Annotated in this window: 29 protein-coding genes; 15 read left to right on the forward strand and 14 right to left on the reverse strand. The window is 51.0% G+C overall.

Annotated elements, in window-relative coordinates:
- Nucleotides 1-81: 81 nt before the first annotated feature.
- Nucleotides 82-2,367 carry a T9SS type A sorting domain-containing protein gene (locus ABD843_RS10095; protein ID WP_345082434.1) on the forward strand — a complete coding sequence of 762 codons (2,286 nt, stop codon included), beginning with the start codon at nucleotides 82-84 and terminating at the stop codon, nucleotides 2,365-2,367.
- A 92-nt stretch (nucleotides 2,368-2,459) separates the two neighbouring features.
- On the opposite strand, the gene ABD843_RS10100 is transcribed toward ABD843_RS10095, so the two are convergent.
- Together ABD843_RS10100 and ABD843_RS10105 are read right to left on the reverse strand one after the other, a co-directional pair.
- Nucleotides 2,460-2,888 (reverse strand): SRPBCC family protein, encoded by a 429-nt coding sequence (locus tag ABD843_RS10100; RefSeq protein ID WP_345082437.1) that lies wholly within the window; start codon nucleotides 2,886-2,888, stop codon nucleotides 2,460-2,462.
- A gap of 1 nt (nucleotide 2,889) precedes the next feature.
- Nucleotides 2,890-3,330 (reverse strand): SRPBCC family protein, encoded by a 441-nt coding sequence (locus ABD843_RS10105; RefSeq protein WP_345082440.1) that lies wholly within the window; start codon nucleotides 3,328-3,330, stop codon nucleotides 2,890-2,892.
- Between the two features lie 167 nt (nucleotides 3,331-3,497).
- On the opposite strand from ABD843_RS10105, the gene msrA reads away from it, so the two are divergent.
- A complete protein-coding gene (msrA, locus tag ABD843_RS10110) occupies nucleotides 3,498-4,166 on the forward strand; it encodes a peptide-methionine (S)-S-oxide reductase MsrA (protein ID WP_345082443.1) in 669 nt (222 codons plus the stop codon).
- Between the two features lie 47 nt (nucleotides 4,167-4,213).
- The gene (locus ABD843_RS10115) at nucleotides 4,214-5,446 is read left to right on the forward strand and encodes a 4-hydroxy-3-methylbut-2-enyl diphosphate reductase (RefSeq protein WP_345082446.1); all 1,233 of its coding nucleotides are present in this window, start codon (nucleotides 4,214-4,216) and stop codon (nucleotides 5,444-5,446) included.
- Between the two features lies 1 nt (nucleotide 5,447).
- On the opposite strand, the gene ABD843_RS10120 is transcribed toward ABD843_RS10115, so the two are convergent.
- The 3 genes from ABD843_RS10120 to ABD843_RS10130 form a co-directional block, all read right to left on the reverse strand.
- Entirely contained in the window at nucleotides 5,448-6,044 is a 597-nt protein-coding gene (locus ABD843_RS10120) for a hypothetical protein (protein ID WP_345082449.1), read from the reverse strand.
- Entirely contained in the window at nucleotides 6,045-6,587 is a 543-nt protein-coding gene (locus ABD843_RS10125) for a hypothetical protein (RefSeq protein ID WP_345082452.1), read from the reverse strand.
- A 132-nt stretch (nucleotides 6,588-6,719) separates the two neighbouring features.
- The gene (locus ABD843_RS10130) at nucleotides 6,720-7,007 is read right to left on the reverse strand and encodes a hypothetical protein (protein ID WP_345082455.1); all 288 of its coding nucleotides are present in this window, start codon (nucleotides 7,005-7,007) and stop codon (nucleotides 6,720-6,722) included.
- 257 nt (nucleotides 7,008-7,264) lie between these two features.
- On the opposite strand from ABD843_RS10130, the gene ABD843_RS10135 reads away from it, so the two are divergent.
- Nucleotides 7,265-8,605: an MATE family efflux transporter gene (locus ABD843_RS10135; protein WP_345082458.1), complete on the forward strand. Its 1,341-nt coding sequence runs from the start codon at nucleotides 7,265-7,267 to the stop codon at nucleotides 8,603-8,605.
- A gap of 5 nt (nucleotides 8,606-8,610) precedes the next feature.
- On the opposite strand, the gene ytxJ is transcribed toward ABD843_RS10135, so the two are convergent.
- The 7 genes from ytxJ to paaE form a co-directional block, all read right to left on the reverse strand.
- Nucleotides 8,611-8,973, reverse strand: coding sequence for a bacillithiol system redox-active protein YtxJ (gene ytxJ / locus ABD843_RS10140; protein WP_345082461.1), 363 nt, complete (start codon nucleotides 8,971-8,973; stop codon nucleotides 8,611-8,613).
- 112 nt (nucleotides 8,974-9,085) lie between these two features.
- Entirely contained in the window at nucleotides 9,086-9,892 is an 807-nt protein-coding gene (locus ABD843_RS10145; RefSeq protein WP_345082464.1) for a class I SAM-dependent methyltransferase, read from the reverse strand.
- Between the two features lie 84 nt (nucleotides 9,893-9,976).
- Complete coding sequence (locus ABD843_RS10150; RefSeq protein WP_345082466.1) at nucleotides 9,977-10,180, reverse strand: hypothetical protein; 204 nt, start codon at nucleotides 10,178-10,180, stop codon at nucleotides 9,977-9,979.
- Between the two features lie 71 nt (nucleotides 10,181-10,251).
- Nucleotides 10,252-10,914 carry a phosphatidylserine decarboxylase family protein gene (locus ABD843_RS10155; protein WP_345082469.1) on the reverse strand — a complete coding sequence of 221 codons (663 nt, stop codon included), beginning with the start codon at nucleotides 10,912-10,914 and terminating at the stop codon, nucleotides 10,252-10,254.
- A 211-nt stretch (nucleotides 10,915-11,125) separates the two neighbouring features.
- Entirely contained in the window at nucleotides 11,126-11,752 is a 627-nt protein-coding gene (locus ABD843_RS10160) for a hypothetical protein (protein WP_345082472.1), read from the reverse strand.
- A gap of 151 nt (nucleotides 11,753-11,903) precedes the next feature.
- Nucleotides 11,904-12,617, reverse strand: coding sequence for an outer membrane beta-barrel protein (locus ABD843_RS10165; RefSeq protein ID WP_345082475.1), 714 nt, complete (start codon nucleotides 12,615-12,617; stop codon nucleotides 11,904-11,906).
- 143 nt (nucleotides 12,618-12,760) lie between these two features.
- Nucleotides 12,761-13,846 carry a 1,2-phenylacetyl-CoA epoxidase subunit PaaE gene (gene paaE / locus ABD843_RS10170; protein WP_345082478.1) on the reverse strand — a complete coding sequence of 362 codons (1,086 nt, stop codon included), beginning with the start codon at nucleotides 13,844-13,846 and terminating at the stop codon, nucleotides 12,761-12,763.
- Nucleotides 13,847-14,138: 292 nt separating this feature from the next.
- Between paaE and ABD843_RS10175 the strand changes: the two genes are divergently transcribed.
- Nucleotides 14,139-14,597, forward strand: coding sequence for a hypothetical protein (locus tag ABD843_RS10175; protein WP_345082481.1), 459 nt, complete (start codon nucleotides 14,139-14,141; stop codon nucleotides 14,595-14,597).
- Nucleotides 14,598-14,651: 54 nt separating this feature from the next.
- Here the strand turns inward: ABD843_RS10175 and ABD843_RS10180 are convergent, their stop codons facing one another.
- Both ABD843_RS10180 and ABD843_RS10185 read right to left on the reverse strand, forming a co-directional pair.
- Nucleotides 14,652-15,008 (reverse strand): 7(1) septoil knot domain-containing protein, encoded by a 357-nt coding sequence (locus tag ABD843_RS10180; protein ID WP_345082484.1) that lies wholly within the window; start codon nucleotides 15,006-15,008, stop codon nucleotides 14,652-14,654.
- 148 nt (nucleotides 15,009-15,156) lie between these two features.
- Nucleotides 15,157-16,590 carry an NHL domain-containing protein gene (locus tag ABD843_RS10185; RefSeq protein ID WP_345082487.1) on the reverse strand — a complete coding sequence of 478 codons (1,434 nt, stop codon included), beginning with the start codon at nucleotides 16,588-16,590 and terminating at the stop codon, nucleotides 15,157-15,159.
- 268 nt (nucleotides 16,591-16,858) lie between these two features.
- Here ABD843_RS10185 and rpsJ point away from each other — a divergent pair, with 268 nt between their 5' ends.
- The 10 genes from rpsJ (at nucleotide 16,859) to rpmC (ending at nucleotide 22,511) form a co-directional block, all read left to right on the forward strand.
- Nucleotides 16,859-17,164 carry a 30S ribosomal protein S10 gene (gene rpsJ, locus ABD843_RS10190; RefSeq protein ID WP_345082490.1) on the forward strand — a complete coding sequence of 102 codons (306 nt, stop codon included), beginning with the start codon at nucleotides 16,859-16,861 and terminating at the stop codon, nucleotides 17,162-17,164.
- Nucleotides 17,165-17,405: 241 nt separating this feature from the next.
- On the forward strand, nucleotides 17,406-18,023 hold the full coding sequence (rplC, locus tag ABD843_RS10195; protein ID WP_345082493.1) for a 50S ribosomal protein L3: 618 nt from the start codon (nucleotides 17,406-17,408) through the stop codon (nucleotides 18,021-18,023).
- Between the two features lie 8 nt (nucleotides 18,024-18,031).
- Entirely contained in the window at nucleotides 18,032-18,670 is a 639-nt protein-coding gene (gene rplD, locus ABD843_RS10200; protein WP_345082496.1) for a 50S ribosomal protein L4, read from the forward strand.
- An 86-nt stretch (nucleotides 18,671-18,756) separates the two neighbouring features.
- Nucleotides 18,757-19,053: a 50S ribosomal protein L23 gene (rplW, locus tag ABD843_RS10205; protein ID WP_345082498.1), complete on the forward strand. Its 297-nt coding sequence runs from the start codon at nucleotides 18,757-18,759 to the stop codon at nucleotides 19,051-19,053.
- A gap of 113 nt (nucleotides 19,054-19,166) precedes the next feature.
- Nucleotides 19,167-20,009: a 50S ribosomal protein L2 gene (gene rplB, locus ABD843_RS10210; protein WP_345082501.1), complete on the forward strand. Its 843-nt coding sequence runs from the start codon at nucleotides 19,167-19,169 to the stop codon at nucleotides 20,007-20,009.
- A 58-nt stretch (nucleotides 20,010-20,067) separates the two neighbouring features.
- Nucleotides 20,068-20,334 (forward strand): 30S ribosomal protein S19, encoded by a 267-nt coding sequence (rpsS, locus tag ABD843_RS10215; protein WP_345082504.1) that lies wholly within the window; start codon nucleotides 20,068-20,070, stop codon nucleotides 20,332-20,334.
- 122 nt (nucleotides 20,335-20,456) lie between these two features.
- Nucleotides 20,457-20,813, forward strand: a complete 357-nt coding sequence (gene rplV / locus ABD843_RS10220; RefSeq protein ID WP_345082507.1) for a 50S ribosomal protein L22 — start codon at nucleotides 20,457-20,459, stop codon at nucleotides 20,811-20,813.
- A 44-nt stretch (nucleotides 20,814-20,857) separates the two neighbouring features.
- Nucleotides 20,858-21,706, forward strand: coding sequence for a 30S ribosomal protein S3 (gene rpsC / locus ABD843_RS10225; protein WP_345082510.1), 849 nt, complete (start codon nucleotides 20,858-20,860; stop codon nucleotides 21,704-21,706).
- 34 nt (nucleotides 21,707-21,740) lie between these two features.
- Nucleotides 21,741-22,163: a 50S ribosomal protein L16 gene (gene rplP / locus ABD843_RS10230; protein ID WP_345082513.1), complete on the forward strand. Its 423-nt coding sequence runs from the start codon at nucleotides 21,741-21,743 to the stop codon at nucleotides 22,161-22,163.
- Nucleotides 22,164-22,298: 135 nt separating this feature from the next.
- Entirely contained in the window at nucleotides 22,299-22,511 is a 213-nt protein-coding gene (rpmC, locus tag ABD843_RS10235; RefSeq protein WP_345082516.1) for a 50S ribosomal protein L29, read from the forward strand.
- Nucleotides 22,512-22,520: the final 9 nt, after the last annotated feature.

The following is a 22,520-nucleotide window of genomic DNA, read 5'->3' on the forward strand; positions in this document are numbered from 1 at the left end:
GTCTGTTGCTTTTCTCACCCATGAAGTGGTGGGGGTCATTTATTATGATCTATTTTCCAAACAACCTAAAGATCACATTTTATGAACAAGCCTGGACTTCTTTTATTCATTGTACTACTGCTATCGCTTGCAGCGAGATCGCAGACCATAACCGGCCCCGGAACGATATGTGGGGGAAGTATCATTACTTATGCCGGATCGCCAGGAGGTGGTACATGGAGCATCACTCCTTCGCCGGTGGCCACCGTGAACCCTGCCACGGGCGGTGTAGAGGGCTATAGCGCAGGTACTACCACGCTGACCTATACTATAGCAGGGGGAGCATTTACCACAATGCCCATAACTGTGCTGGCCGGCGCTACCATTACCACTACAGGCACCCGCAAAACATGTGTGGGCGGTACCATAACGCATGTGGGCGCCGGGCCCGGCGGTACATGGTCCATATCTCCGACGAGCGTAGCAAGTGTGTCTGGCGGCAGCGTACTGGGTATTTCGCCGGGTATAGCCACGGTGACATATTCGGTGTCATCGGGCTGTAGCGCTACGCTGACCGATACGATAGTGGCCGTACCAACGGCCATAGGTGGTACGCTAAGCCTATGCGACGGCTCTACCACTACGCTTACCAATACCGTAACAGGCGGTACATGGAGTAGCGCTACACCTGCGGTGGCTACTGTAGGCGCTTTTACGGGTATCGTTACCGGGCTGATGCCCGGTACGGCTACCATTACCTATACTGTAGCGAGCGGCTGTACGGCTACGGCCGTGGTGACGGTAACGGCATCGCCCACTATGACAGTAGGCAGTGGGGGCATGATATGCGTAGGCGCTACGGCTACAATAACAGGGTCGCCGACGGGTGGTGCGTGGACAGTAAGTCCTCTTTCGGTGGCTACGCCATCTATGGGTGGAGTAACCGGTGTGAGCGCAGGTACCGCTACAGTGACCTATAGTGTAAGCGGATGTAATACTACGTCTGTAGTGACCGTAATGCCTACCGCTACTGTTTCGGTGGGATCGGGCAACCTGTGCCTGGGCAGCCCATATACGGCATCGGCCACACCGGCCGGTGGTACATGGTCATCGTCCTCTTCTGCTGTGAGCATAGCTGCTGCTACCGGGGTGATGACGCCTGTGAGCGTAGGTACGGCCAGCATTACCTATACACTGGCATCGGGCTGCTTTGCTGTAGCCACTGTTACAGTGAATAGCCTTCCTACGGTATCGGCATCGGTGACACCGGCCGCCTGTGGCAATGGGTATACACTAAGCGGTAGCGGTGCATCTACCTATGTGTGGACGCCCGGTTTCGGCCTTTCGTGTTCGTCCTGCACATCGCCCACTACATCGCCCACCGGGCCTATGACCTATTATGTGACGGGCTATAGCGCAGCAGGCTGTACAGACTCGGCAAGTATCTCCATAAGCGGCAACCGAATATATGGTCACATCAGTTTCAGCGGTATGGCGCCGGCATCACCGGCCATGAAGGTATGGCTGATACAGTACAACCCAACGGATAGCTCTATAACTGCTACAGATTCTATGAACAGTTGCCTGGATGGCGGCTTTCCCTATTACCAGTTCGATGGCAAGCCCGCCGGGAACTACCTGGTGAAAGCAAAACTGAACAGCGCTGTACCGGGTACCAGCGACTATATACCTACCTATGGCGCATCTACGCCCAACTGGTATGCAGCAGCAACTGTAGCGCATGGTACAGGTACCAATGTGCAGGACATAACCATGATATATGGTACTGTACCATCGGGCCCGGGCTTCATAAGCGGTTATGTGTATTCGGGTGCAGGCAGGGGCACTGCTAGCGAGATACCTGTAGAGGGTATGATAGTGTTCCTGAAGAATGCGGCAGGCGATGTGCTGACCTATACCTATACCAATGCATTGGGTGCATACTCGTTCGGCAGCCTAGCATATGGGTCGTATGTTATTTATCCGGCAGAGCAGTCGTACTATACTACGCCGTCGGCCATCATAACGCTGAGCGCGGCAACACCATCTGCTACTGCAGTATCCTTCAAGCAATACACAACATCGGGCATTATACTCCCTTACATGTCGCCATCGGGCATCAATACCACTCTGCCAGACAATACGACAGGTGTATACCCTAATCCTGCGAGAGATCACCTGAACATAAAGACAGGTGTGGCCAGCGCAATGGAAGTGAGCCTGGTGCTTGCAGATGTGACAGGCAGGGTAGTATTTTCTTCCCTGGCCACCACGAATGAGAATGGTGAGCTGCGTGCAGATCTGACAAAGGTGCCTGCGGGGATGTATGTGATCCGTGTGACATCGGCACTGTATAACTATACCGGCAAGCTGCTGGTAGCCGAATAGAACATACTACGGAAATATACCTTGCTTCATAGATACAGGACGGGCCACCCATTTGGGCGGCCCGTTCCTGTATGTGTAGTGAAAAAAGTTCATTACTGCTGCCCCAGGTAAGTGGGTAGCGACCTGCCGATGATGTCCGTCCAGCCGGCCTCGAAGTTGTGGCGGGCAAGATCGGGGTTGGTGGTGCCGAATGTCTCCAACCCTGAGTGGGTAAGTTTTATTCGCGTGCCATTACCCTCCTCAGATAGCTCGAAGGTAACGAGCGACTCACCGGGATAACCATCGTAGCGCCAGGTGTAGGCTATCTTATGCCCGGGTACTACTTCTGTTATGCGGCATAGGTGCAGGTATTGGTGTTCTTCCGTACCGCCCGTGAAGCTGAATTCGTACCCCACTTCTGCCCTGAAGCCCGGCAGATCGAAGTACCAATGCTTCATTTTTTCGGCATCAGTTATTGCTTCCCATACGGTATCTATGGGGCTGTTCAGTGTTCTTTCTATTACGAATGGTGTGGTGTTCATATCAATTGTTTATCAGCTCCGTGGAAAGATATATTGTAAGTGCGTCGTCGAGGAATACTGCCCAGCCTTTCTCGAAGCTCTTCCTTTCGAGGTGGGGGTTGGTGGTGCCGAAAGTTTCCAGCCCTTCGTGGGTGAGCCGCAGGCGCGTCCTATCGCCCTCGGCAAAGAGCTCGAAGACGACATGCGATGTGCCGGGATGGCCATCGTACCGCCAGGTGTAGGAAAGTCTTTGTTCGGGTATGGCCTCTGTGACCTTGCAGATGTGCAGGTAGGTACTGCCTTCACAATCGGCATTGAAGCTGAATTCGTGCCCCTGTACGGGTCGGAAGTCGGCTATATCGAAGTACCATTGTTTCATGTGATCGCGATCGGCGATGGCCTGCCACAGCATACTCGCCGGGGCATTGAATGTTCTTTCGATGATGAATGGATGTGTGTTCATTTTTGTAAGGTTTAAAAAATATGAAACCAAAAGGTTTCACAAATGTATACCTATTTCGCATTTCGCCAAATAATATTGTTAAAACAGGCATAAATAGCATTTGCAGATGCACTCATAAGCATGTCATGCGGGATAGCTGCCGCAGATAACCCTTAATTTTGAAGTATATGAAAAAGCTGATCCGTAACATGCTGCTATTTATTTTTGTAACAATGCAGCTACAGGCATGTGGGCAGAAGGATAACCTCCATACATCAAAAGCATTTCAAGAGATGAATACTACCGCAGGTACAGATAAGACACATAAGGAAGAGACGGCCACATTTGGCGGAGGCTGCTACTGGTGCGTAGAGGCACAGTTCCAGATGCTGAAGGGTGTGCGGCATGTGGAGTCGGGCTTTAGCGGCGGCCAGGTAGACGACCCTACCTACAAGCAGGTATGTGCAGGCAATACCGGCCATGCCGAGGTGGTGAACGTATATTACGACCCTGCGGTAATAAGCTATGACGAGCTGCTGGCCGCATTCTGGACATCGCACGACCCTACGCAGCTGAACAGGCAGGGCAACGACATAGGTACACAGTACCGATCGGTGATATTCTACCACAACGAGGAGCAGAAACAAAAGGCCGAAGCCTACAAACAGAAACTGAACGAGGAGAAAGCATGGGACAAACCCGTGGTGACAGAGATATCGGCCTTCAAAAAGTTCTATGTAGCAGAGGACTATCACCAGAACTACTACAACGAGAACAAGGACCAGCCATACTGCAAATTTGTGGTGGGGCCGAAGGTAGAGAAGTTCAAAAAGGTGTTCAAAGACAAGTTAAAGTAATGCGGCTCAGGGGCTATTATATAGGTAATGCCTAATTTTGCGCTGCTATGAAGTCATTCAATGTGCCGGTACACTACCGGAGCCCGCTGGTGAGCGCCATAAAGAGGAAGCGTAAGGCCGACGATAAGATGAAGCGCGACCTGACGCCCACGGTACTGGACCTGGGTGCGCTGCAGGTGATACTGGCGCGCCATTTCGGGTTTTGCTACGGGGTGGAGAACGCTATAGAGATAGCCTTCAGAGCGGTAGAGGAGAACCCCGGCAAACGCATATTTCTGCTGAGCGAAATGATACACAACCCCGGCGTAAATGCCGACCTGGTGGCCCGTGGGGTGCGTTTCATAATGGATACCAAAGGAAAGATGCTGCTGAACTGGGATGAACTGACGGCCGATGATGTGGTGATAATACCCGCCTTTGGCACCACGCTGGAACTGGAACAGCAACTGCGCGATAAGGGCATAGATCCTACGCGATACGAGACCACCTGCCCCTTTGTAGAAAAAGTATGGAACCGCGCGGGAAAGATAGGAGACGATGGCTATACCATAGTGGTACACGGCAAGCCCGACCATGAAGAGACACGCGCTACCTTCTCGCACAGCAAGGCACATACGCCCACAGTAGTAGTGCGCGATATGGAGCAGGCCATGCTGCTGGGCAGGTATATAAAAGAGGAGCTGCCCGCAGCACAATTCTATACCGACCTGAGAGGACAGTATTCTGAGGGTTTTGACGTGGCAAAGGACCTGCAACGCATAGGTGTAGTAAACCAGACCACCATGCTGGCCAGCGAGACACAGGCCATAGCCGACCGGCTGAAACAGACCATACTGCAACACCATGGCCTGCCTGCCGACCGTGCTGCCGAGCGATTTGCCGATACACGCGATACGCTATGCTATGCCACCAACGATAACCAGGGCGCAGTGGAAGGTATGCTGGAGCAGCAGGCCGACCTGGCACTGGTGATAGGAGGGTACAACAGTTCTAATACATCGCACCTGGCAGAGCTGTGCGAGCTAAGGCTGCCTACCTACTACATAAACGATGAGCATTGCCTGCTGTCTGCCGATGAGGTGCGGCATTACGACCTGCATACACATTCCGAGAAGGTGACCACAGGTTACCTGCCACGGTCGCGGCCGCTAAGGGTGATGATAACATCGGGCGCATCGTGCCCTGATGCCCTTGTGGACAGGGTGATACAGCGCATGGCCCAGATAACGGGTAGTGAAAGTGCGCTGGCCGAGGTGACGCAGCAGTGGCAGATCAATTAGATCATTGAAGCTGTGATACGCGATAGTATGCGCGTATCACCGAACTGCCATCGGTACTCCTGATGGTGTCCCTGCGCACTATGTCGTTCACATGGTCCTGCAGCTTGAAGGTCTTATTGGTCTTATAGTTCACCGACAGCCATTTGTCTGCCCCCAGGCGGTCGTACCTGTATATGATCTTCGATACGGGCAGTGGCTGCAGTTTACCCGATGCATCTTTATAAGTATGTTCCCTGTCGGTATAGCTTTCCATCAGCGATACATAGCGCAGTAGTGTGTGATCGGTAAGCGTATCGGGGTTAATGATCTTGTGCGCTGCGTCGTAATGCTCGTACCAATACATGGTATCGGCCACGGTGCCGCCATGCATACAGAACTCGGGTAGGGTCACCGTTCTTGTCGGGGCCTGCTGCGGCTGTGGCTGTCGCCCGAAGGCATCCATAGGGTCGTCTATGACGTAGTTGTATACGGGTATCTTTTCTTCTTCCTTCTTACTGTGCTTTTTCCCCTTTTGCGCCAATGCAGGCAAGCCTGCCAGCAGAGCAAAGCAGATGCATACGGCCATAGGTATGCGAAGGGTAAGAGCGTGCGGTAGCATTTATTTCAGCAGCTTGAAGGAATTGAAGAACTTGCTCATGTCCTCGTTGATGGCATAGTCTTTCTTTGCTACTACCACCAGGTCGTACAGTTTGCCTTCGGCTATGCATATCTTCACCGATACGGTAGTGCTGCCTTTGGGGGTATCGTAGAAGAAAGCACGGCCCATAAAGCCGTTCAGCTCTATCTTCTGATAGTCTATGATGTCGTTCTCTGAGAAGTCTTTTATACGCATTTCCACCGCACTGTCCAATATCATGTTGAGGCGGAAGGTGTCTGTAAGTACATTGGCAGGACAATCGGTATAGCTTACTTCGAACAGTTTGAATTTGTCTATGGCGAAGCTTGAGGGTTTCCACCTAACGAAATGCCTTACCTGCTTGCCGAACACAGTGACCTCAGTTTTCTCTGCTTTCTGCACGGGAGAGGGCATGTCTGCCGAGAAGTTGCCTTCGGGTATGGTGTGGGTCTTCCATCCGGTATCATCACGAGAGCAGGATGGCAGCACTATAGCGAACAGTATGGAAAATAAGAAGTAGCGCATGATGCGAAAGCTTTTTGCAGGGCAAAAATAAAGAAAATGTACGGGGTAAGGCCGATGTAGGTATAATGGAATATAGATAACGAACAAGCATGGATAGCCCATGCCTGTTCGTTATGACCGTGGAAAGGTATTCTATTTCTTGGCTGGAGCGGCATCTTTTGCAGCGCCCTCTTTGTTGGCTTTGTACCTTTTGTCAGGTGTGCCGTCCTTTTTTGTAGGCCCTGCAGGTGCGGGTTCTTCCTTTTTGGCTTTGTTGTCTTTGTAGCGCATATCGGGCGTGCCATCCTTTTTTGTTTTAGGGGCATCTTTTGCTGCCTCTTTTTTTGCTGCCTCGCCTTTACCTGCAGCTTTCTTGTCTTGTGCGAATGAGCCGGTGCTGATGACCACCATTGCCAGCACGAGTAAGAATAATTTTTTCATTGTTGGGTGAATTTGATGCCAAGGTAGTGACTTTTAAAGATATATAGATGCTAGTAAGTTGTTAACAGTGAGCGTGTTGTGAGCCATTAGCGCGTGCATGTATCGGCTATAATAGATCGAGGAGCCATCTTCGATACATGAATAGATGTTACCGATCCTTGTTTTCTGCTATTTGTTGTGTATTGCTGTTACATTTGCAACCTCGAACGGTCAAAAAAAGACGCAGTGCCTTCCCGGCACACAGGCGTACAGGAAATATGAACAATTTAGGTGTAAAGGCTACAAACAGGCAGATATTAAAGCTCGCAGCTCCGATATCGCTTGCGTTGCTGATACCGCAACTGAATTTCTTTACCAATACCGTTTTCCTGGGAATGCTGGGTCAGCGCGAGTTGGGAGTGAACGGCATAACAGGTGTGTTCTACCTCATCCTCTCTATGATCAGCTATGGCCTGGCCAGTGGTGTGCAGATACAGATGGCGCGCAGGGCAGGCGAGGGTGATGAGAAAGGGTTGGGGCAGTTGTTTGCCAATGGGGCCATGCTATCGGTGATGTTCTCGCTGGGGCTTATGCTGCTGACACTGTGGCTGGTGCCGCTGCTGTTCGGCTTCAGCCTGCACGACAACCAGAATTTCGAGCTTAGTGTACATTTCATTTACATAAGAGTATGGGGATTGCCCTTCCTGGCCCTTACCCAGTTGCTTTACTCCTTCTTTATCTCCATCAGCATGTCGCGTATGCTGATATATGGCTCTGTAGCGGCCACGGCTATGAACATACTGATGGATTACCTGCTCATATTCGGCTATGGGGGCTTTCCGGAGATGGGCTTTTCCGGTGCGGCCGTGGCCTCGGTGATAGCAGAGATAGCAGGCTGCCTGGTAATGGTAGGTGTGCTGCTTTACAACAGGCTGCATATAAAATACCCGCTCTTGCGCTACCTGCGCTTCGACCCCGAGCTTTCGCAGCGATCGCTGCGGGTGGCCGCGCCACTGATAGTGCAATTCCTGTTCAGTATAGGGGGCTGGCTGGTGTTCTTCTTCTTTATAGAACACCTGGGCGGGCAGGCGCTGGCGGCATCGCAGGTGCTGCGCAACATATTCGGTATCATAAGCGTAGGCACATGGGCGCTGGCCACTACCTGCAATACCATGGTGAGCAATATAATAGGGCAGGGACGGCAGGATGAGGTGATACGCCTGATATGGAAGATAGCCAGGCTCAGTTTCCTGTATACCTTCGTTATATGTGCCGTGCTGCTGCTGTTCTCGCATACCTTCCTGTCGGTATATACGGGAGATGAGTCGCTGATACAGTTCGCCCTACCCAGCCTGCGGGTGATAGCGGTAGCTACGCTTATCATGTCGCTATCTACGGTGGTGTTCAATGGTGTGGTAGGTACGGGCAATACCATAGTGAACCTGACCATGGAGATGACCTGCGTGGGCATATACCTTGTGTATTGCCACTTCATCATAAGGCTGTGGCATAGCCCGCTCTACCTGTGCTGGGGCTCGGAGTTCGTATACTGGACGGCGCTGCTGGTGGGCGCAGTAGCCTACCTATACAGCGGCCGCTGGAAGAACAAGGAGATATAGGCCACCTAGGCCTGCGCGGCCATTTTGCTACGCCACTCGTTTATCTCATCCACTATCTCTTTTGCAGTGATGCCATTGTGGCTTTCGTCGTAGACGCATTCGCCATTGACTATGAGCAGGGCCTGTGGCGACTCGTGATGTACCTGGTATTGCTCTGCTATCTTCATAGATATGGGCCTGTCGCGCAGCACATCGATAATAAAAAATGCAGCCGTATCGTTGTCATTCAGCTGTTCCAGCCGGGCCATGGCCATGTTGCTGATAGAGCAGCGTGAGCTATGCTTGAATACAAGCACAGGTTTGCTGGCGCTTAGTGTCTTTATACTTTCTTCCTGAGCTTCTGTCGTTAGTTCTGTCCAGTTCATCATGGTGCAAAGATAGGCCGTACCGTGCAGGGGCGGGTTATATGCCTATCAGGCAGGGCTATACAACAAAATGGCCCGGAATAAGTTCCCGGGCCACCTATGTTATCAGTGTATATCAAAGTGCTTTTTGCGCAGCCAGGGAGTACACAAGGGGAAACATTCCTTCCTGCCCCTTTACCTGGTATTTGCCGGGGGCTACCTGCACCATATTGCCAAAGCAATCGTATGGGCAATGGTCGAACTCGTGAAAGGCAGTGAGCGTGAGGCCTGCGCCCAGCAGTGCGCCTATCACATCGGACAGGGTGTGGTTCCATGTCATAGATGGCAGCGATATATCGGCGCTGCGGTCGGCATAGGTGCCCTGCTCGGTCTCGTGTATGGTGCCGGTGTTGAAGTAGGGATATATGATGCCTTTGAAGTTGTCGTCATACATCAGTACCAGCGGATGTGTCTCTGCAAATACGAACCTGCCACCCGGCGCCAGGCAGCGGGCTATGCTACCGGCCCATCTGGGCATATCGGGCAGCCATACGATGGTGCCGTAGGATGAGAAAACGATATCGAACTGACCAAGGAGTTCTTGCGGGAGCTCATACACATCGGCGCAGATGAAGCTGGCATTGAGGCCTAGTTCATCATTCAATTGGCGGGCATAGGTAATGGCTGCGCCCGAGAGGTCTACCCCGGTAACTATGGCCCCCATACGCGCCAGCGAGAGGCTATCTTGCCCGAAGTGGCACTGCAGGTGCAGTATGCGCTTGCCGGCCATATCGCCCAGCAGGGCCAGTTCTATATCCTTCAGGGTAGAAGCGCCTGCTTTAAAGGCATCGTTCCTGTAGAATGCCGATGCTATGTGAAAGGGCGTTTTTTCGTCCCATAACTTGCGGTTCACCGCTACATGGTCTTGTGGAGAGGTATTCATGATAGTAAGGTGTGTTATTGGTTCAAAATAAAGAAGCCGGTATTCTCATACCGGCCTCCTGTGATAAAATAATTATCAGAAAGGTTATGAGCTCTTCTTTGCAGACTCTTTCTTGGTCTCTTCCTTAGCTTCTTTCTGCTCTTTTTCTTTTTTGTCTTTGCAGCAGGCATGGCCACCGGCTTCCTTAGCACATTTTTCGCCTTTCTTCTTGCAGCATGATTTGCCTTCTGCGAAAGCTACGCCAGACAGCATTACCACTGAGGCGAGCAATAAAGTTATTTTTTTCATTGTTTTCTTTTTTAGAGTTGTTCTGAACTTACGTCAAAATTAGGGAAATTCTGTTACCGGCGAACAGCACATCACCTTTTGTTGTGGGCTATAACGGTAACGCCACCCTTTACCACATCGCCTATCTTCACGTCTACCACGGTGCCAAGGGGCAAAAAGAGGTCGACACGCGAACCGAATTTGATGAAGCCGAACTCTTCGTTCTGCTTCACTACATCGCCCTCGCCTACATAGTAGCATATGCGCCTGGCAAGTGCGCCTGCTATCTGGCGCATGAGTATATCGCCATTGTCGTTGCCTATGACTATGGTAGTGCGCTCGTTCTCGGTAGATGATTTGGGGTGCCATGCCACCAGATATTTCCCCGCATGGTACTTCATGTACTTCACCACGCCGCTCACGGGGTTTCGATTGACATGCACGTTGATGGGCGACATGAAGACAGATACCTGCAGGCGTTTATCCTTGAAATACTCGGGCTCATAGGTCTCTTCTATCACTACTACCTTGCCATCGGCAGGGCATATTATCTTGTCCTCGCCATGTACCATGTTCCTGAGCGGGAGGCGGAAGAATATGACCACCCAGAACCACAGCAGGAACAGTATGAATGTAATGGCATCTGCTATCCACGATACGGAGTCGGGAATGAGGTATATGGCGGTCCAGGCGAGGCCTATCCACAGTATAGTAGCTATGACAATGTACCAATACCCTTCGCGGTGTATCTTCATAATGAAGGTTCTTTTTTGCTGCGCAAAGGTAGTGAGTTTGCGACAGCAAGAAGGGAATAAAATTCTGCAGGGTTATTTTACTTCTTTGTAGGCAGGCCTCACCCCGACCCTCTCCCGCCGGAGAGGGAGAGCTGATGTCCGCGCGGTCGCGCGGGTATTTTTATAATGTACGCTATGCGAAGATCTGAAAATGCTCTTCCGGAGAGCTATTTTACTTCTTTGCCGGCAGGAAGCGGCACGACATACCCAGGCTGAATATGCTGAGCTTATCGTAACCGGCATCGGCAAAGATGCTGAACATGGGGGAGATATAGTAGCGTGCGCCTGCGCGTAGCATGAAGGTAGCGGTATGGCCGGTGCTGGCTATGGTGCTGTCGCCCGATGGGGCCGCGGTCTCGGAGATATTATTGAGGCAGATACCGCCGCCCACAAAGGGATCGAGGCGGGGTATATGCAGCAGGTGGCCGAAATGATACCAGGCCAGCAGGTTGCCGCCGAACACCCGCCAGCGGTTGGTGGCGGTGCGGCGTATGATGCCGTTGTGACCGCTGTCGAGCCGGAAGGAGTTGAACATAATGGTATTGAACGAGAAGCCTATGCCTATGCTCACCCTATCGCTAACGGCGTATTCGCCGCGTATATATACGGGCACAAAGCCCGATGCATTTCCTTTTTCGAACCCGGCCGGTACCGAGTATTCATTGCGATAGCCATTGATGAAGCCTGCCGATATAGTGGCCATATAGTTGCCTCGCTGAAAAACAGGGCCATCTATGCGGGTATCGTGCGAGGTACTGTCCTGCGCATGCGCAGCTACTGCAGATATAAGAACAAGCAAGAGAATAAAATGACGCTTCATATACGGATGGCAAGCTACTAAAAGTAACGGTATCGGCGGTAGAATATTGTTCGGGATTATGGGCCTTACTGTAATGCGAAAGCCCCGCATTTGCGGGGCTTTCTATATTTTTCGGAGAGACCGGAACTACTTATTCATCTTCGTCCCTGCTCCTCTGCTTCCTCTTTGGTTTTGGAGCTGCATCGTCCTCATCTTCCATCTTGTCTATCTTCCTGCGGTGAACCTCATCGCCCGGCTCGTGGTGAGCGTGCATTTTGTGGCCACAGTTGAAATTTTTGCTCAGACCGAAGTTCATCTGCTGGCCGAAGGTCAGATCCAGTGAGTTGCGGCTGTAAGTAGCGTTATCACCCTTGGTAGTAGTGTAGCTAAGACCACCAACAGCGAAGTTGAGGGCGAGGCCACGGCCTACATTGATACCCAGTGCAGGGAAGAGGTTTGCGCGAATGCCATTGTATTTGTCGGTTGCGGGGTTACCATCGTTGGTAGTGTAGCCGCCGGTATATGCGAATTCGAACTGGCCGAACCAGAAGAATATCTCGCTCCTGCGTATGTACTGAGAATAACGTGCGAAAGCACCAGCAGCATACATATTGTCAGTGGTCTTGCTGCCGCTTGCGTCCTTTACGGCATCCTGGCCCCAGCTTATGTTACCACCTACTGTCCAGTTGTGGTTGAACTGGTAACCAACGCCTGGAGTAGCGTTCCACATTGTGTTCTTCTGGAGGTTAGGAAGCCTGTCCTGGTGTAAGCCAACATTGCCATAAACTAAGATACTCCTTGGTTCCTGTGCGTTCGCTGTTGCCACAGAACCCACAGCCAATAAAGCGAGGATCAGTTTTTTCATATTCTGAATGTGTTTTGTGAATTATTCATGCAAATATAGTCGCCATTTTTAAAAATCCATAACTTTCGTAAATATTCTTTTTGCACATATAACCGGCATGCTGTCATTAGCTGAAAGTTGCTAAAACGCAGCAGCGACGGGCCTTAGCGTGCATCGAAATCTATCACTACTCGTTCGGTACGGGGGTGTGCCTGGCAGGTGAGCACAAAACCTTTTTCTATTTCGTCGTGCTCCAGGGCGTAGTTCACCTCCATTTCCACCTCGCCCTCGGTCACTTTTGCACGGCATGTGCAGCATACGCCACCCTTGCAGGCATAGGGGAGGTCGGCGCCGGCCTTGAGGGCGGCATCGAGTATGGTCTCGCCATTAAAGCCTACCTCCATATCGAAGGTAGCGCCATCGAGCGTGATGCTGACCTTGCTTTTGGGCCCGTCATCGCCCTTGTGGGTCGATACCCATTTCTCGTGGCCCTGCTTCGGCTGATCGGGCGAGGTGAAGAGCTCTATATGTACCTTGCCGGTAGGCATCCCCATGTCTACCAATTGCTGGCGAATGGAAAGTATCATATCCTCGGGGCCGCAGATGAAGGCCTCGTCTATAGTGCTGAGGTCTATGATCTTATCGCAGAGGTCCTTGCATTTCTGTGCGCCCAGCCTGCCGCTGAACATAGGTATATCCATATACTCGCGGCTGAGCACATGGTACAGGCGCAGGCGCAGCATATACTTGTTCTTCAGGCCTTCTATGGCCTCGCGGAAGATGATGCTGTTGCGCGTGCGGTTGCCGTATATGAGGGTGAAGGTGCTTTCGGGGTCTTCTTCCAGCACGGCTTTCATAATGCTCATGACCGGGGTGATGCCACTGCCCGCTACAAAGGCCAGGTAGTTCCTGCGGCCAGTGCGGTCCCTGGGGGTGAAGTTGCCCATGGGGGGCATGGTATCTATGACATCGCCGGGGCGCAATGTACCATTGGCCCAGGTAGAGAATTTGCCCTGCTCTACTTTTTTTATGGCCACACGCAGGTCGCCCTCGCCGGGGCTGGCGCATATGGAGTAGGAGCGGCGCACCTCTGCACCATCGATGTGTGTGCGGAAGGTAAGATACTGCCCGGGACGGAAGGCAAAGGCCTCCTTCAGCTCGGCAGGTATATGGAACGATACCGAAACGCAATCGGCTGTTTCGGTGCGTACATCTTTTACTTTTAGCGGGTGGAACTTGAGCGCTGACATATGTGTTATGAACGGACAAAAGTACTTGTGAAAACCAAAATAAGAGTGCAAAAGTAAAAAGAATGTGTTTGGCAGCGATGACGGCGATCAGTAAAGACGGTAGCTGAACGATAACAAGATAGTGGGCTAGTGGCAACGGGATACATACCTGCAGTGCGCTGTACAGAAGCTTTTTGTGGCAGGGTACTTGTACTTTTCTGTTCTTTGCTTATTTTGCGCCACACTATTAGGAATTTCAAAGAAGGTTTTATTACTTTTACTCCCGAAGAAAAATATTTGTATGATAAAAACCATGCTCAAAAACATTTTCCTGACGTGCCTGATGGCGCTGCCTGTAGCTGCTATGGCGCAAAAGCCGCCCTTCCCCCCCAGCACTACCGATCCCATCAACCGTCATGAGCTATTTGATAAGACCTGGTATTTCGTAGGTATGAAATGCCCGGATAAAATAGGTTCTGAAGCGCACTATATACACTGGTTCTCTACGCTGGAGCTGACAGTAAGCAACAGCAACAACATAAACTACGGTACTTATGTGCGCACCTTCAGGGATATGCGTGACAACCCAAGGGAAACAGGTACATACACCATAAACAGCGATGAAGTGGGCAATGTGATACTGATACTGAAAAAAGGTAAGAAGGGCACTACGGCGCGCTACATAATACCGATGGTAGAAGCACACCACCTGACGCTGATACGCACCGACGACAATGAGAAATGCAACATCACTTATGCCATAGCGCCATAAGGATAGCAGATACTGAAAGTCTTTAAAAAAGCACCCCATGAGGGTGCTTTTTTGTTACTTGTTGAGAATGCTGCCCAGCTTGTCCGCCCTCTTGCCCCAGCCTTTGCCGGCGCTGAATCTGCTGCTCACGAAACGTATCTGGATATCGGCCTGGGTGGCTTTATCAACAAAAGTGATGCGGGTACGCGCTTCGGTACCATGGTCGGTGAAATACCACAGGCCCTCTTCCAGGTCTTTGCCTGCATCGTATTTGTTGGGCACCTTGTAGACATTGAGGTCCGCATCTGAGGCTTTATCTGTGACGAAGACCTTCAGGTCGGACGTACCACGGTTGTTGGTGGTATATACACGTTGGGCGTGCGCCAGGGTAGCGGCGCACAGCAGTAATGCGGATAATAGTTGTTTTTTCATAGCAGTACGAAGTTACCTTGTTCTGGGCGGTACTTCGTACAGAATGCAGGGAAGGATATCCACATTTTATGGCCCCGCCTAGTGCGAAAAAAAGAGGCTGTCTCAATGGGAGACAGCCTCTTGCTATGATGTAAAAAACTTTGTTCGTTTATTGCACTACTACTTTGCGGCTCCATTTGCCGGCAGGCGTAGATGCCTGCAGGAGATACAGGCCGGGTACGTTGCCTATGTTCAGTTCGGTGTCTTTGTTGGTGTAGGTGGTCATCTCTGCCACTTTTCTGCCGGCCATGTCGGTCACTATCACATCCACAGGTTCGGATACGGCAGAAGGAAGGCGGAAGGTGAAACGGCCATTGCTGGGGTCGGGATATACTGCGGGGCCTTCCTGGCTGTAGGTGTTCACAAAGGGGGCAGACACTACCTTGGCGCCACACAGCATGCTGTCGCGGGCCTTGGGCTTGGTAACGGTAATGGCCCTTACGTTGAACATAGAACTGCCAACATAGAGGTTGCCACAATCATCGAACGCGAGGCCATAAGGTACTATGCAGGCCGCTGTAGCGGGTCCGCCGTTGCCCAGCACATCGGGGCCGGTGAAGATGTCGCCATTACCTGCATAGGTAGTGATGATGCCCGTACCTGCGGCCACCTTGCGTATGCGCTGGTTTGCCACATCGGATATGTAAAGGTTCTTCGACTCGTCCATAGTGACGCGTACCGGCTGTGTAAGCAGGGCCGATGCAGCAGGGCCGCCATCGCCGCCATAGCCAAGCCCACTACCCGCTACGGTAGAGATATTGCCGTTGGCACCGCTCACCATACGCACGCGGTTGTTCATATAATCGGCTATGTATACGTTGTAGTCGGCATCTACATACAGGCCACGAGGCTGGTCCAGCTTGGCATTGATGGCAGGGCCGCCATCGCCAAAGAAGCCCGGCATATTTGCCCGGCCCGCAATGGTGGTAACAGCGCGTGTGCCACCATAATTGATGCGGCGTACCATATGGTTGCCTATCTCGGCTATATACAGGTTGCCCGACCTGTCCACAGCTACATCGTAAGGGCTGTTCAGCACCATACTCCAGTTCCATGTACCGGTGTCGCCCTTCACGCCTCTCCGGCCTGCTATTTTCTTGATGTAGCCTGTTTTGAGGTCCAGCTTCAGTACCATACTCACGCCGTCGGCTATTACGAGGTTGGTATCGCGGTCTATGCACATACCTGCACAGCCCTGCAGCTTGTATCGTATGCCGGGTATGCTGTCCTGGGTATTGCTGGCGCTATCGCCTACATTGCGCACACCGGCTATGGTGGTGATGATGCCATCGGGGGTTATTTTGCGTATACAGGCATCGTTATTGTAGCCCAGCGGGCCGCCATCGCCTATATAGAGGTTGCCAAATGGGTCTCTGGCCACGCTCATAGGGCAGCGCAGCGAGGCATTGAGCGCCTTGCCGCCGTCTCCGCCATGGTCGTAATAGTTGTTTCCGGCTATGTGGATGATATATTGCGCACCGGCAGTGCCGCCGCAAAGAGATACCAGTAAGCCCAGGATAAGTGATCGTAATGTTCTTTTCAAGACCGGGTATTTTAGAAAATGGATAATGGGTAAAAGTAAATGATCTTTTTGTATTTGGGAAACATAGATGGGGTGGGGAGGGCATATATTTGGCCCATATGTACATATGTACTACCTTTGCGCCCCGTTCGGAATGTGAGGTGGTAGGGGAGCAGGTATGGAGTAGGGATAGCACACGGAAAAAAATCCTGAAAAATATTTTGCTTTTCCAAAATGTTGCCTACCTTTGCAGTCCCAAATTTTTAAAGGGAAGAAGATATTTATAAGTATGTCACAGCGTATCAGAATAAAGCTAAAATCTTACGACCACAATCTGGTTGACAAATCGGCAGATAAGATCGTTAAGACGGTGCGCAACACAGGAGCAGTGGTAACAGGCCCTATTCCTTTGCCCACAGAGAAGAAGATCTTTACAGTACTGCGCTCGCCGCACGTTAACAAGAAAGCCCGTGAGCAGTTCCAGTTGTGCACGCACAAGCGCCTGCTGGACATATACACATCTTCTTCGCGCACAGTTGACGCTCTGTCGAAGCTAGACCTGCCCAGCGGTGTAGAAGTAGAGATAAAGGCGTGATAGACGCCTTAGCCCCTCCCAGCCCTGCCTATCGGCAGGCAGGCTCCCTCAAGGGGGAGGAGATGTAAAGAGAGGCAGAAGTGAAGTTCTTAAAATAGTGAAAGTACATCCTCCCGCTCTGCGAAGAGCGCGGTGCGATATAGTTCTTAATAGAATTGAAAAACAGTTGATCCCGGACCACACTCCTTTGATGTATCATCAGGAAAAGACCCGGGCGCTCGACTAAAATAATATAATAATAATGAAAGGTATTATTGGTAAAAAGATCGGTATGACCAGCATTTTTGAGCCTAATGGTAAGCAGACAGCCTGCACCATTATCGAAGCTGGACCTTGTGTGGTTACTCAAAAGAAGACCGTAGATACCGACGGTTACAGCTCTCTGCAGATCGCGTTCGGCGAGGCAAAAGCTAAAAATACGCCAGGCGCGCAGATCAATCACTTCGCAAAGGCGGGCACTACTCCCAAGAGTGTCGTAAAGGAAATTCGCAATTGTTCCATAGATAAGAATGTAGGTGAGAACATCACCTGTGAGATATTTACCGAAGGTGAGAAGGTAAGCGTTATAGGCACTTCGAAAGGTAAAGGTTTCCAGGGTGTTGTAAGGCGCCATGGTTTTAGCGGTGTGGGTGAAGCTACCCATGGCCAGCACGACCGTCAGCGCGCTCCGGGCTCGGTGGGTGGTTCATCTTACCCCAGCCGCGTGTTCAAAGGCATGCGCATGGCAGGCCGCATGGGCAACGAGCGTGTGAAGGTAAAGGCGCTGCGCGTGGTGAAAGTATTCCCCGAGCAGAACTACATATTGATAAGCGGTTCGGTTCCCGGCCATAATGGTTCTATTGTTTTAATTCAGAATTAAGTTCAGTCATGATAGTTGACGTATTAAATACTAAAGGCGAAAAGACAGGCCGTTCGGTAGAACTTCCTGATGATATTTTCGGAGCAGAGCCCAACGATCATTGTATTTACCTTGCGGTAAAGCAATACCTCGCAGCACAGCGCCAGGGCACGCACAAGACAAAGACCCGTGCCGAAGTGCATGGTTCTTCAAAGAAACTGCACAAGCAGAAGGGTACCGGAGGCTCTCGTAAGGGCAACATCCGCAACCCATTGTATAAAGGTGGTGGTACCGTTAACGGTCCTAAGCCACATGCCTACAGCTTTAAGCTGAACCGCAAGGTGAAAGACCTGGCAAAGGTATCGGCACTGGTATACAAGGCCCGCGAGAACAAGATAGTGATAGTAGAGGACCTGAACGTATCGGCTCCGAAGACCAGCACTTTCGCTTCTATGCTGGATGCACTGCGCGGCGACAACAGGAAGTCTATGCTGATACTGCCTGAGCACGACCAGAACGTGTACCTGAGCGGCCGTAACCTGCAGTCGAACAAGACAGTGGCCCTGAGCGATATGAACACATACGACATTACCAATGCCAGTGTGATCATCTTCACCGAGTCTGCTGCCAAAATGTTCAACGAGGAGCCTGCTGAAGTAGCTGCCTAAGTGTGGGCCGGCCTTGCCGGTAACAAATAAACAGACAATAACTAGGTGCGATGGCCCGGCCGCAGCACCAGCTAATAAATAAGAAAATGAAAGTTTCAGATATACTGGTAAGGCCGGTAATAACCGAAAAAGTGAATCGCCAGATGGAGCGCGCAGGCCGCTACACTTTCGTAGTGGGCAAGCAGGCCAATAAGCTGGAGATAAAGAAAGCTGTAGAAAGCTTCTATGGTGTACGCGTTGCTAATGTGAACACTATGGTGGTGCCTGCAAAGAGCAAAGCCCGCTTCACAAAGGCCGGTCTGCTGTCGGGTCGCAAGCCATCTTACAAAAAAGCGGTGGTAACACTTGTAGAGGGCGAAACAATAGATCTGTTCACTAACTAATCACCTCGGGGGCAGGTAATTTCCTGCCGATGAGCAGAAAGAGTAAACAATAATAAAACGATGCGAGTATCGGCTACTGTAGCTGATCGTCACATCAGCTAATATAAAGTAAAATGGCATTACGTAAATACAAACCGGTCACAGCCGGAACGCGTTGGAGGATAGGTAACGCTTACGCAGAGGTTACAACGAACGTACCTGAAAAGAGCCTGCTGGAAGCAAAGCCAGGCACAGGTGGACGTAACGTACAGGGTCGTCGTGCTATGCGCTATATAGGTGGCGGTAACAAGATAAAGTACCGTATAGTAGACTTCAAGCGCAACAAGAGCGATATAAAAGCTACTGTAAAGACCATAGAGTACGATCCGAACCGTACAGCCTTTATAGCTCTGCTGTCTTATGCAGATGGCGAAAAGCGCTACATCATAGCCCCTCAGGGTCTGGAAGTAGGTGCTACTGTTATCAGCGGTAGTACTGTGGCTCCGGAAGTTGGTAATGCTCTTCCTTTGAAGAACATGCCCCTGGGTACTGTGGTGCACAACATAGAGCTGCATCCTGGCCGCGGCGGTGCAATGGCCCGCTCTGCTGGTACCTATGCACAGCTGAACGCGAAAGAAGAAAAGTATTGCGTACTGAAAATGCCAAGCGGCGAGCTGCGCAAAGTGCTGAGCACTTGTATGGCCACTGTAGGTATAGTATCGAACAGCGATCACGGTCTTCAGTCTATGGGTAAGGCCGGCCGCAACCGTTGGAAAGGCATCAAGCCTCGCAACCGTGGTGTGGCGATGAACCCTGTGGATCACCCGATGGGTGGTGGTGAAGGTCGTTCTTCCGGCGGTCACCCACGCAGCCGTAAGGGTAAATACGCTAAGGGCGAGATCACACGCAGCAGGACGAAGGCTTCTAACAAGCTGATCATCCAGCGCAGGAACGGTAAGAAGCTTGCAGGTAAATAAGTAACGAAAGAATCTTAAGGGCCACGGCCCCTAACACAAAAAATAAATAGTCAATAAAATGGCTCGTTCAATAAGAAAAGGACCTTATGTAGACGCTAACCTTAGCAAAAAGGTAGACGCTATAAACGATGGTAAGGCAAAGAGGGGTGTAGTAAAAACATGGAGCCGTCGCAGCACCATCACTCCTGACTTCGTAGGCCACACCTTCGCGGTACATAATGGCAACAAGTTCATACCGGTATATGTTACCGAGTATATGGTGGGTCACAAACTCGGTGAGTTCTCTCCTACCCGCAACTTCAAAGGCCATAGCGGTACGAAGTAATAGACACTGCATGTCATGAGTGATCATGGCCCGTAGATGAATTATAATCGAATAACTAAAATAACATTGATGTGCATTGCAGGCGTGAGAGCCGAGTATCACATCAGCTAATTGAAAATAAAATGGAAGCTGTTGCCCGTTTAAGGAATGTACCGACCTCTCCCCGCAAGATGCGCCTGCTGGCCGATCTGGTACGCGGTATGGATGTTGAAAATGCGCTGAACACTCTGAAATTCAGCCCGAAGCACAATTCTGTGCCTATGGAGAAGCTGCTGGTAAGCGCTATCGCCAACTGGAGGGTAAAGAACGAAGGTGTGGATATAGCTGATGCTAACCTGTATGTAAAGACCATATTCGTAGATGGTGGCCGTATGCTGAAGCGTATGCGTCCTGCACCCCAGGGCCGCGCATACCGTGTGCGCAAGCGCAGCAACCACATAACTATAATTGTGGACAGCCGCAACCAGGCAGCTAACTAAGACCAATATATAACTAATATCATAATAGCTTAATAACGATCATAATGGGTCAAAAATGTAATCCTATAGGTAACAGGTTGGGCATCATCCGCGGATGGGACTCAATGTGGTATGGCGAAAAGAGGGACTTCGGCGGCAAGCTCGTTGAAGATCACAAGATCCGCAACTATCTCAATGCGCGTATCAACAAAGGAGGTATCTCCCGCATAGTGATAGAGCGCACATTGGGCAAGCTCATCGTTACCATACACACTTCAAAGCCCGGTATCATCATCGGTAAGGGCGGTACAGAAGTGGACCGTATAAAGGAGGAGCTGAAGAAGCTTACCAAGAAGGACGATGTGCAGATCAACATCATGGAGATACGCCGTCCTGAACTGGACTCTATGATAGTAGGAGAGACCATTGCCCGCCAGATAGAAGGCCGCGTTAGCTACAAGCGTGCTATAAAGATGGCTATATCTACCGCTATGCGCATGGGTGCAGAAGGTATCAAGATAAAGGCAGGTGGCCGTCTGAACGGTGCTGAGATAGCTCGTTCAGAGGAGTTCAAACAGGGCCGTACACCACTGCACACATACCGTATGGATATAGACTATGCTTCTGTATATGCTATGACCGTATATGGTAAGATAGGCCTGAAGGTGTGGATATGTAAAGGTGAAGTACTGGGCAAGCGCGATCTGAACCCCAACTTCTCTGCGAATTCTGACAGCCGTGGCAACCGTCCGACAGGTGGTTTCCAGGGTGGTGAAGGCCGCGGTGAACGTGGAGACAGGGGCGACCGTCGCGGTGGCGACCGCGGTGACCGCCGTGGTGGTGGCGATCGTCGTGGTGGCGGTGGTGACCGTCGTGGTGGCGACCGTGCAGGTGCAGGCAGCCGCAGATCATAATATTTTGTAAGGTATTTTAATAAAACGTGTAACAATGTTACAACCTAAGAAAGTAAAACATCGTAAAGCGCATAAAGGCAGGATCAAGGGTAATGCACAGCGTGGTGCAACTGTAGCCTTCGGTTCATTCGGCCTGAAAGCTCTTGAGCCAAAGTGGATAACGAACCGCCAGATAGAAGCTGCGCGCCAGGCAATGACCCGCCACATGAAACGTGAGGGTAATGTATGGATCCGCATATTCCCTGATAAGCCTATCACCCGCAAGCCGGCTGAAGTGCGTATGGGTAAAGGTAAGGGTAACCTGGAGTTCTGGGCTGCTGTAGTGAAACCCGGTATGATCATGTTCGAAGCTGAAGGCGTACCTATGAAGGTAGCCCAGGAAGCTCTGGAACTGGCCGCGCAGAAATTGCCTATCAAGACGAAGTTCGTTGTTCGTCATGACTATGCCGGTGCATAATACAAGTATAAAGTAGAGAGTATAAAGTAGAAAGCTGTTCTTCAGGAACAGTAGAATAATAAGAGGGGCCGGTCCCGGGTATGAGAGTGTGACTTTCGACATTCGGTCTGCGGCCTTCGACTAAAAAGTAAAACAATGGCAAATTCAAAAAAAGCGAAAGCTGACGAGTACCGCTCACTGGATGACCAGGCACTGAACGAAAAGATCGGTGAAGAGGAAATGCGCCTTAAAAGGACGAAGTTCAGCCATGCAGTTACACCGATAGAGAACCCGCTCTCTATTAAGACACTTCGCCGGCAGATAGCGCGTCTGAAAACTGAACAGCGTAAAAGAGCATTAGGTTTATAATCAATCATA

The sequence above is a fragment of the Nemorincola caseinilytica genome, assembly GCF_039540515.1.
GTDB lineage: Bacteria > Bacteroidota > Bacteroidia > Chitinophagales > Chitinophagaceae > Nemorincola > Nemorincola caseinilytica.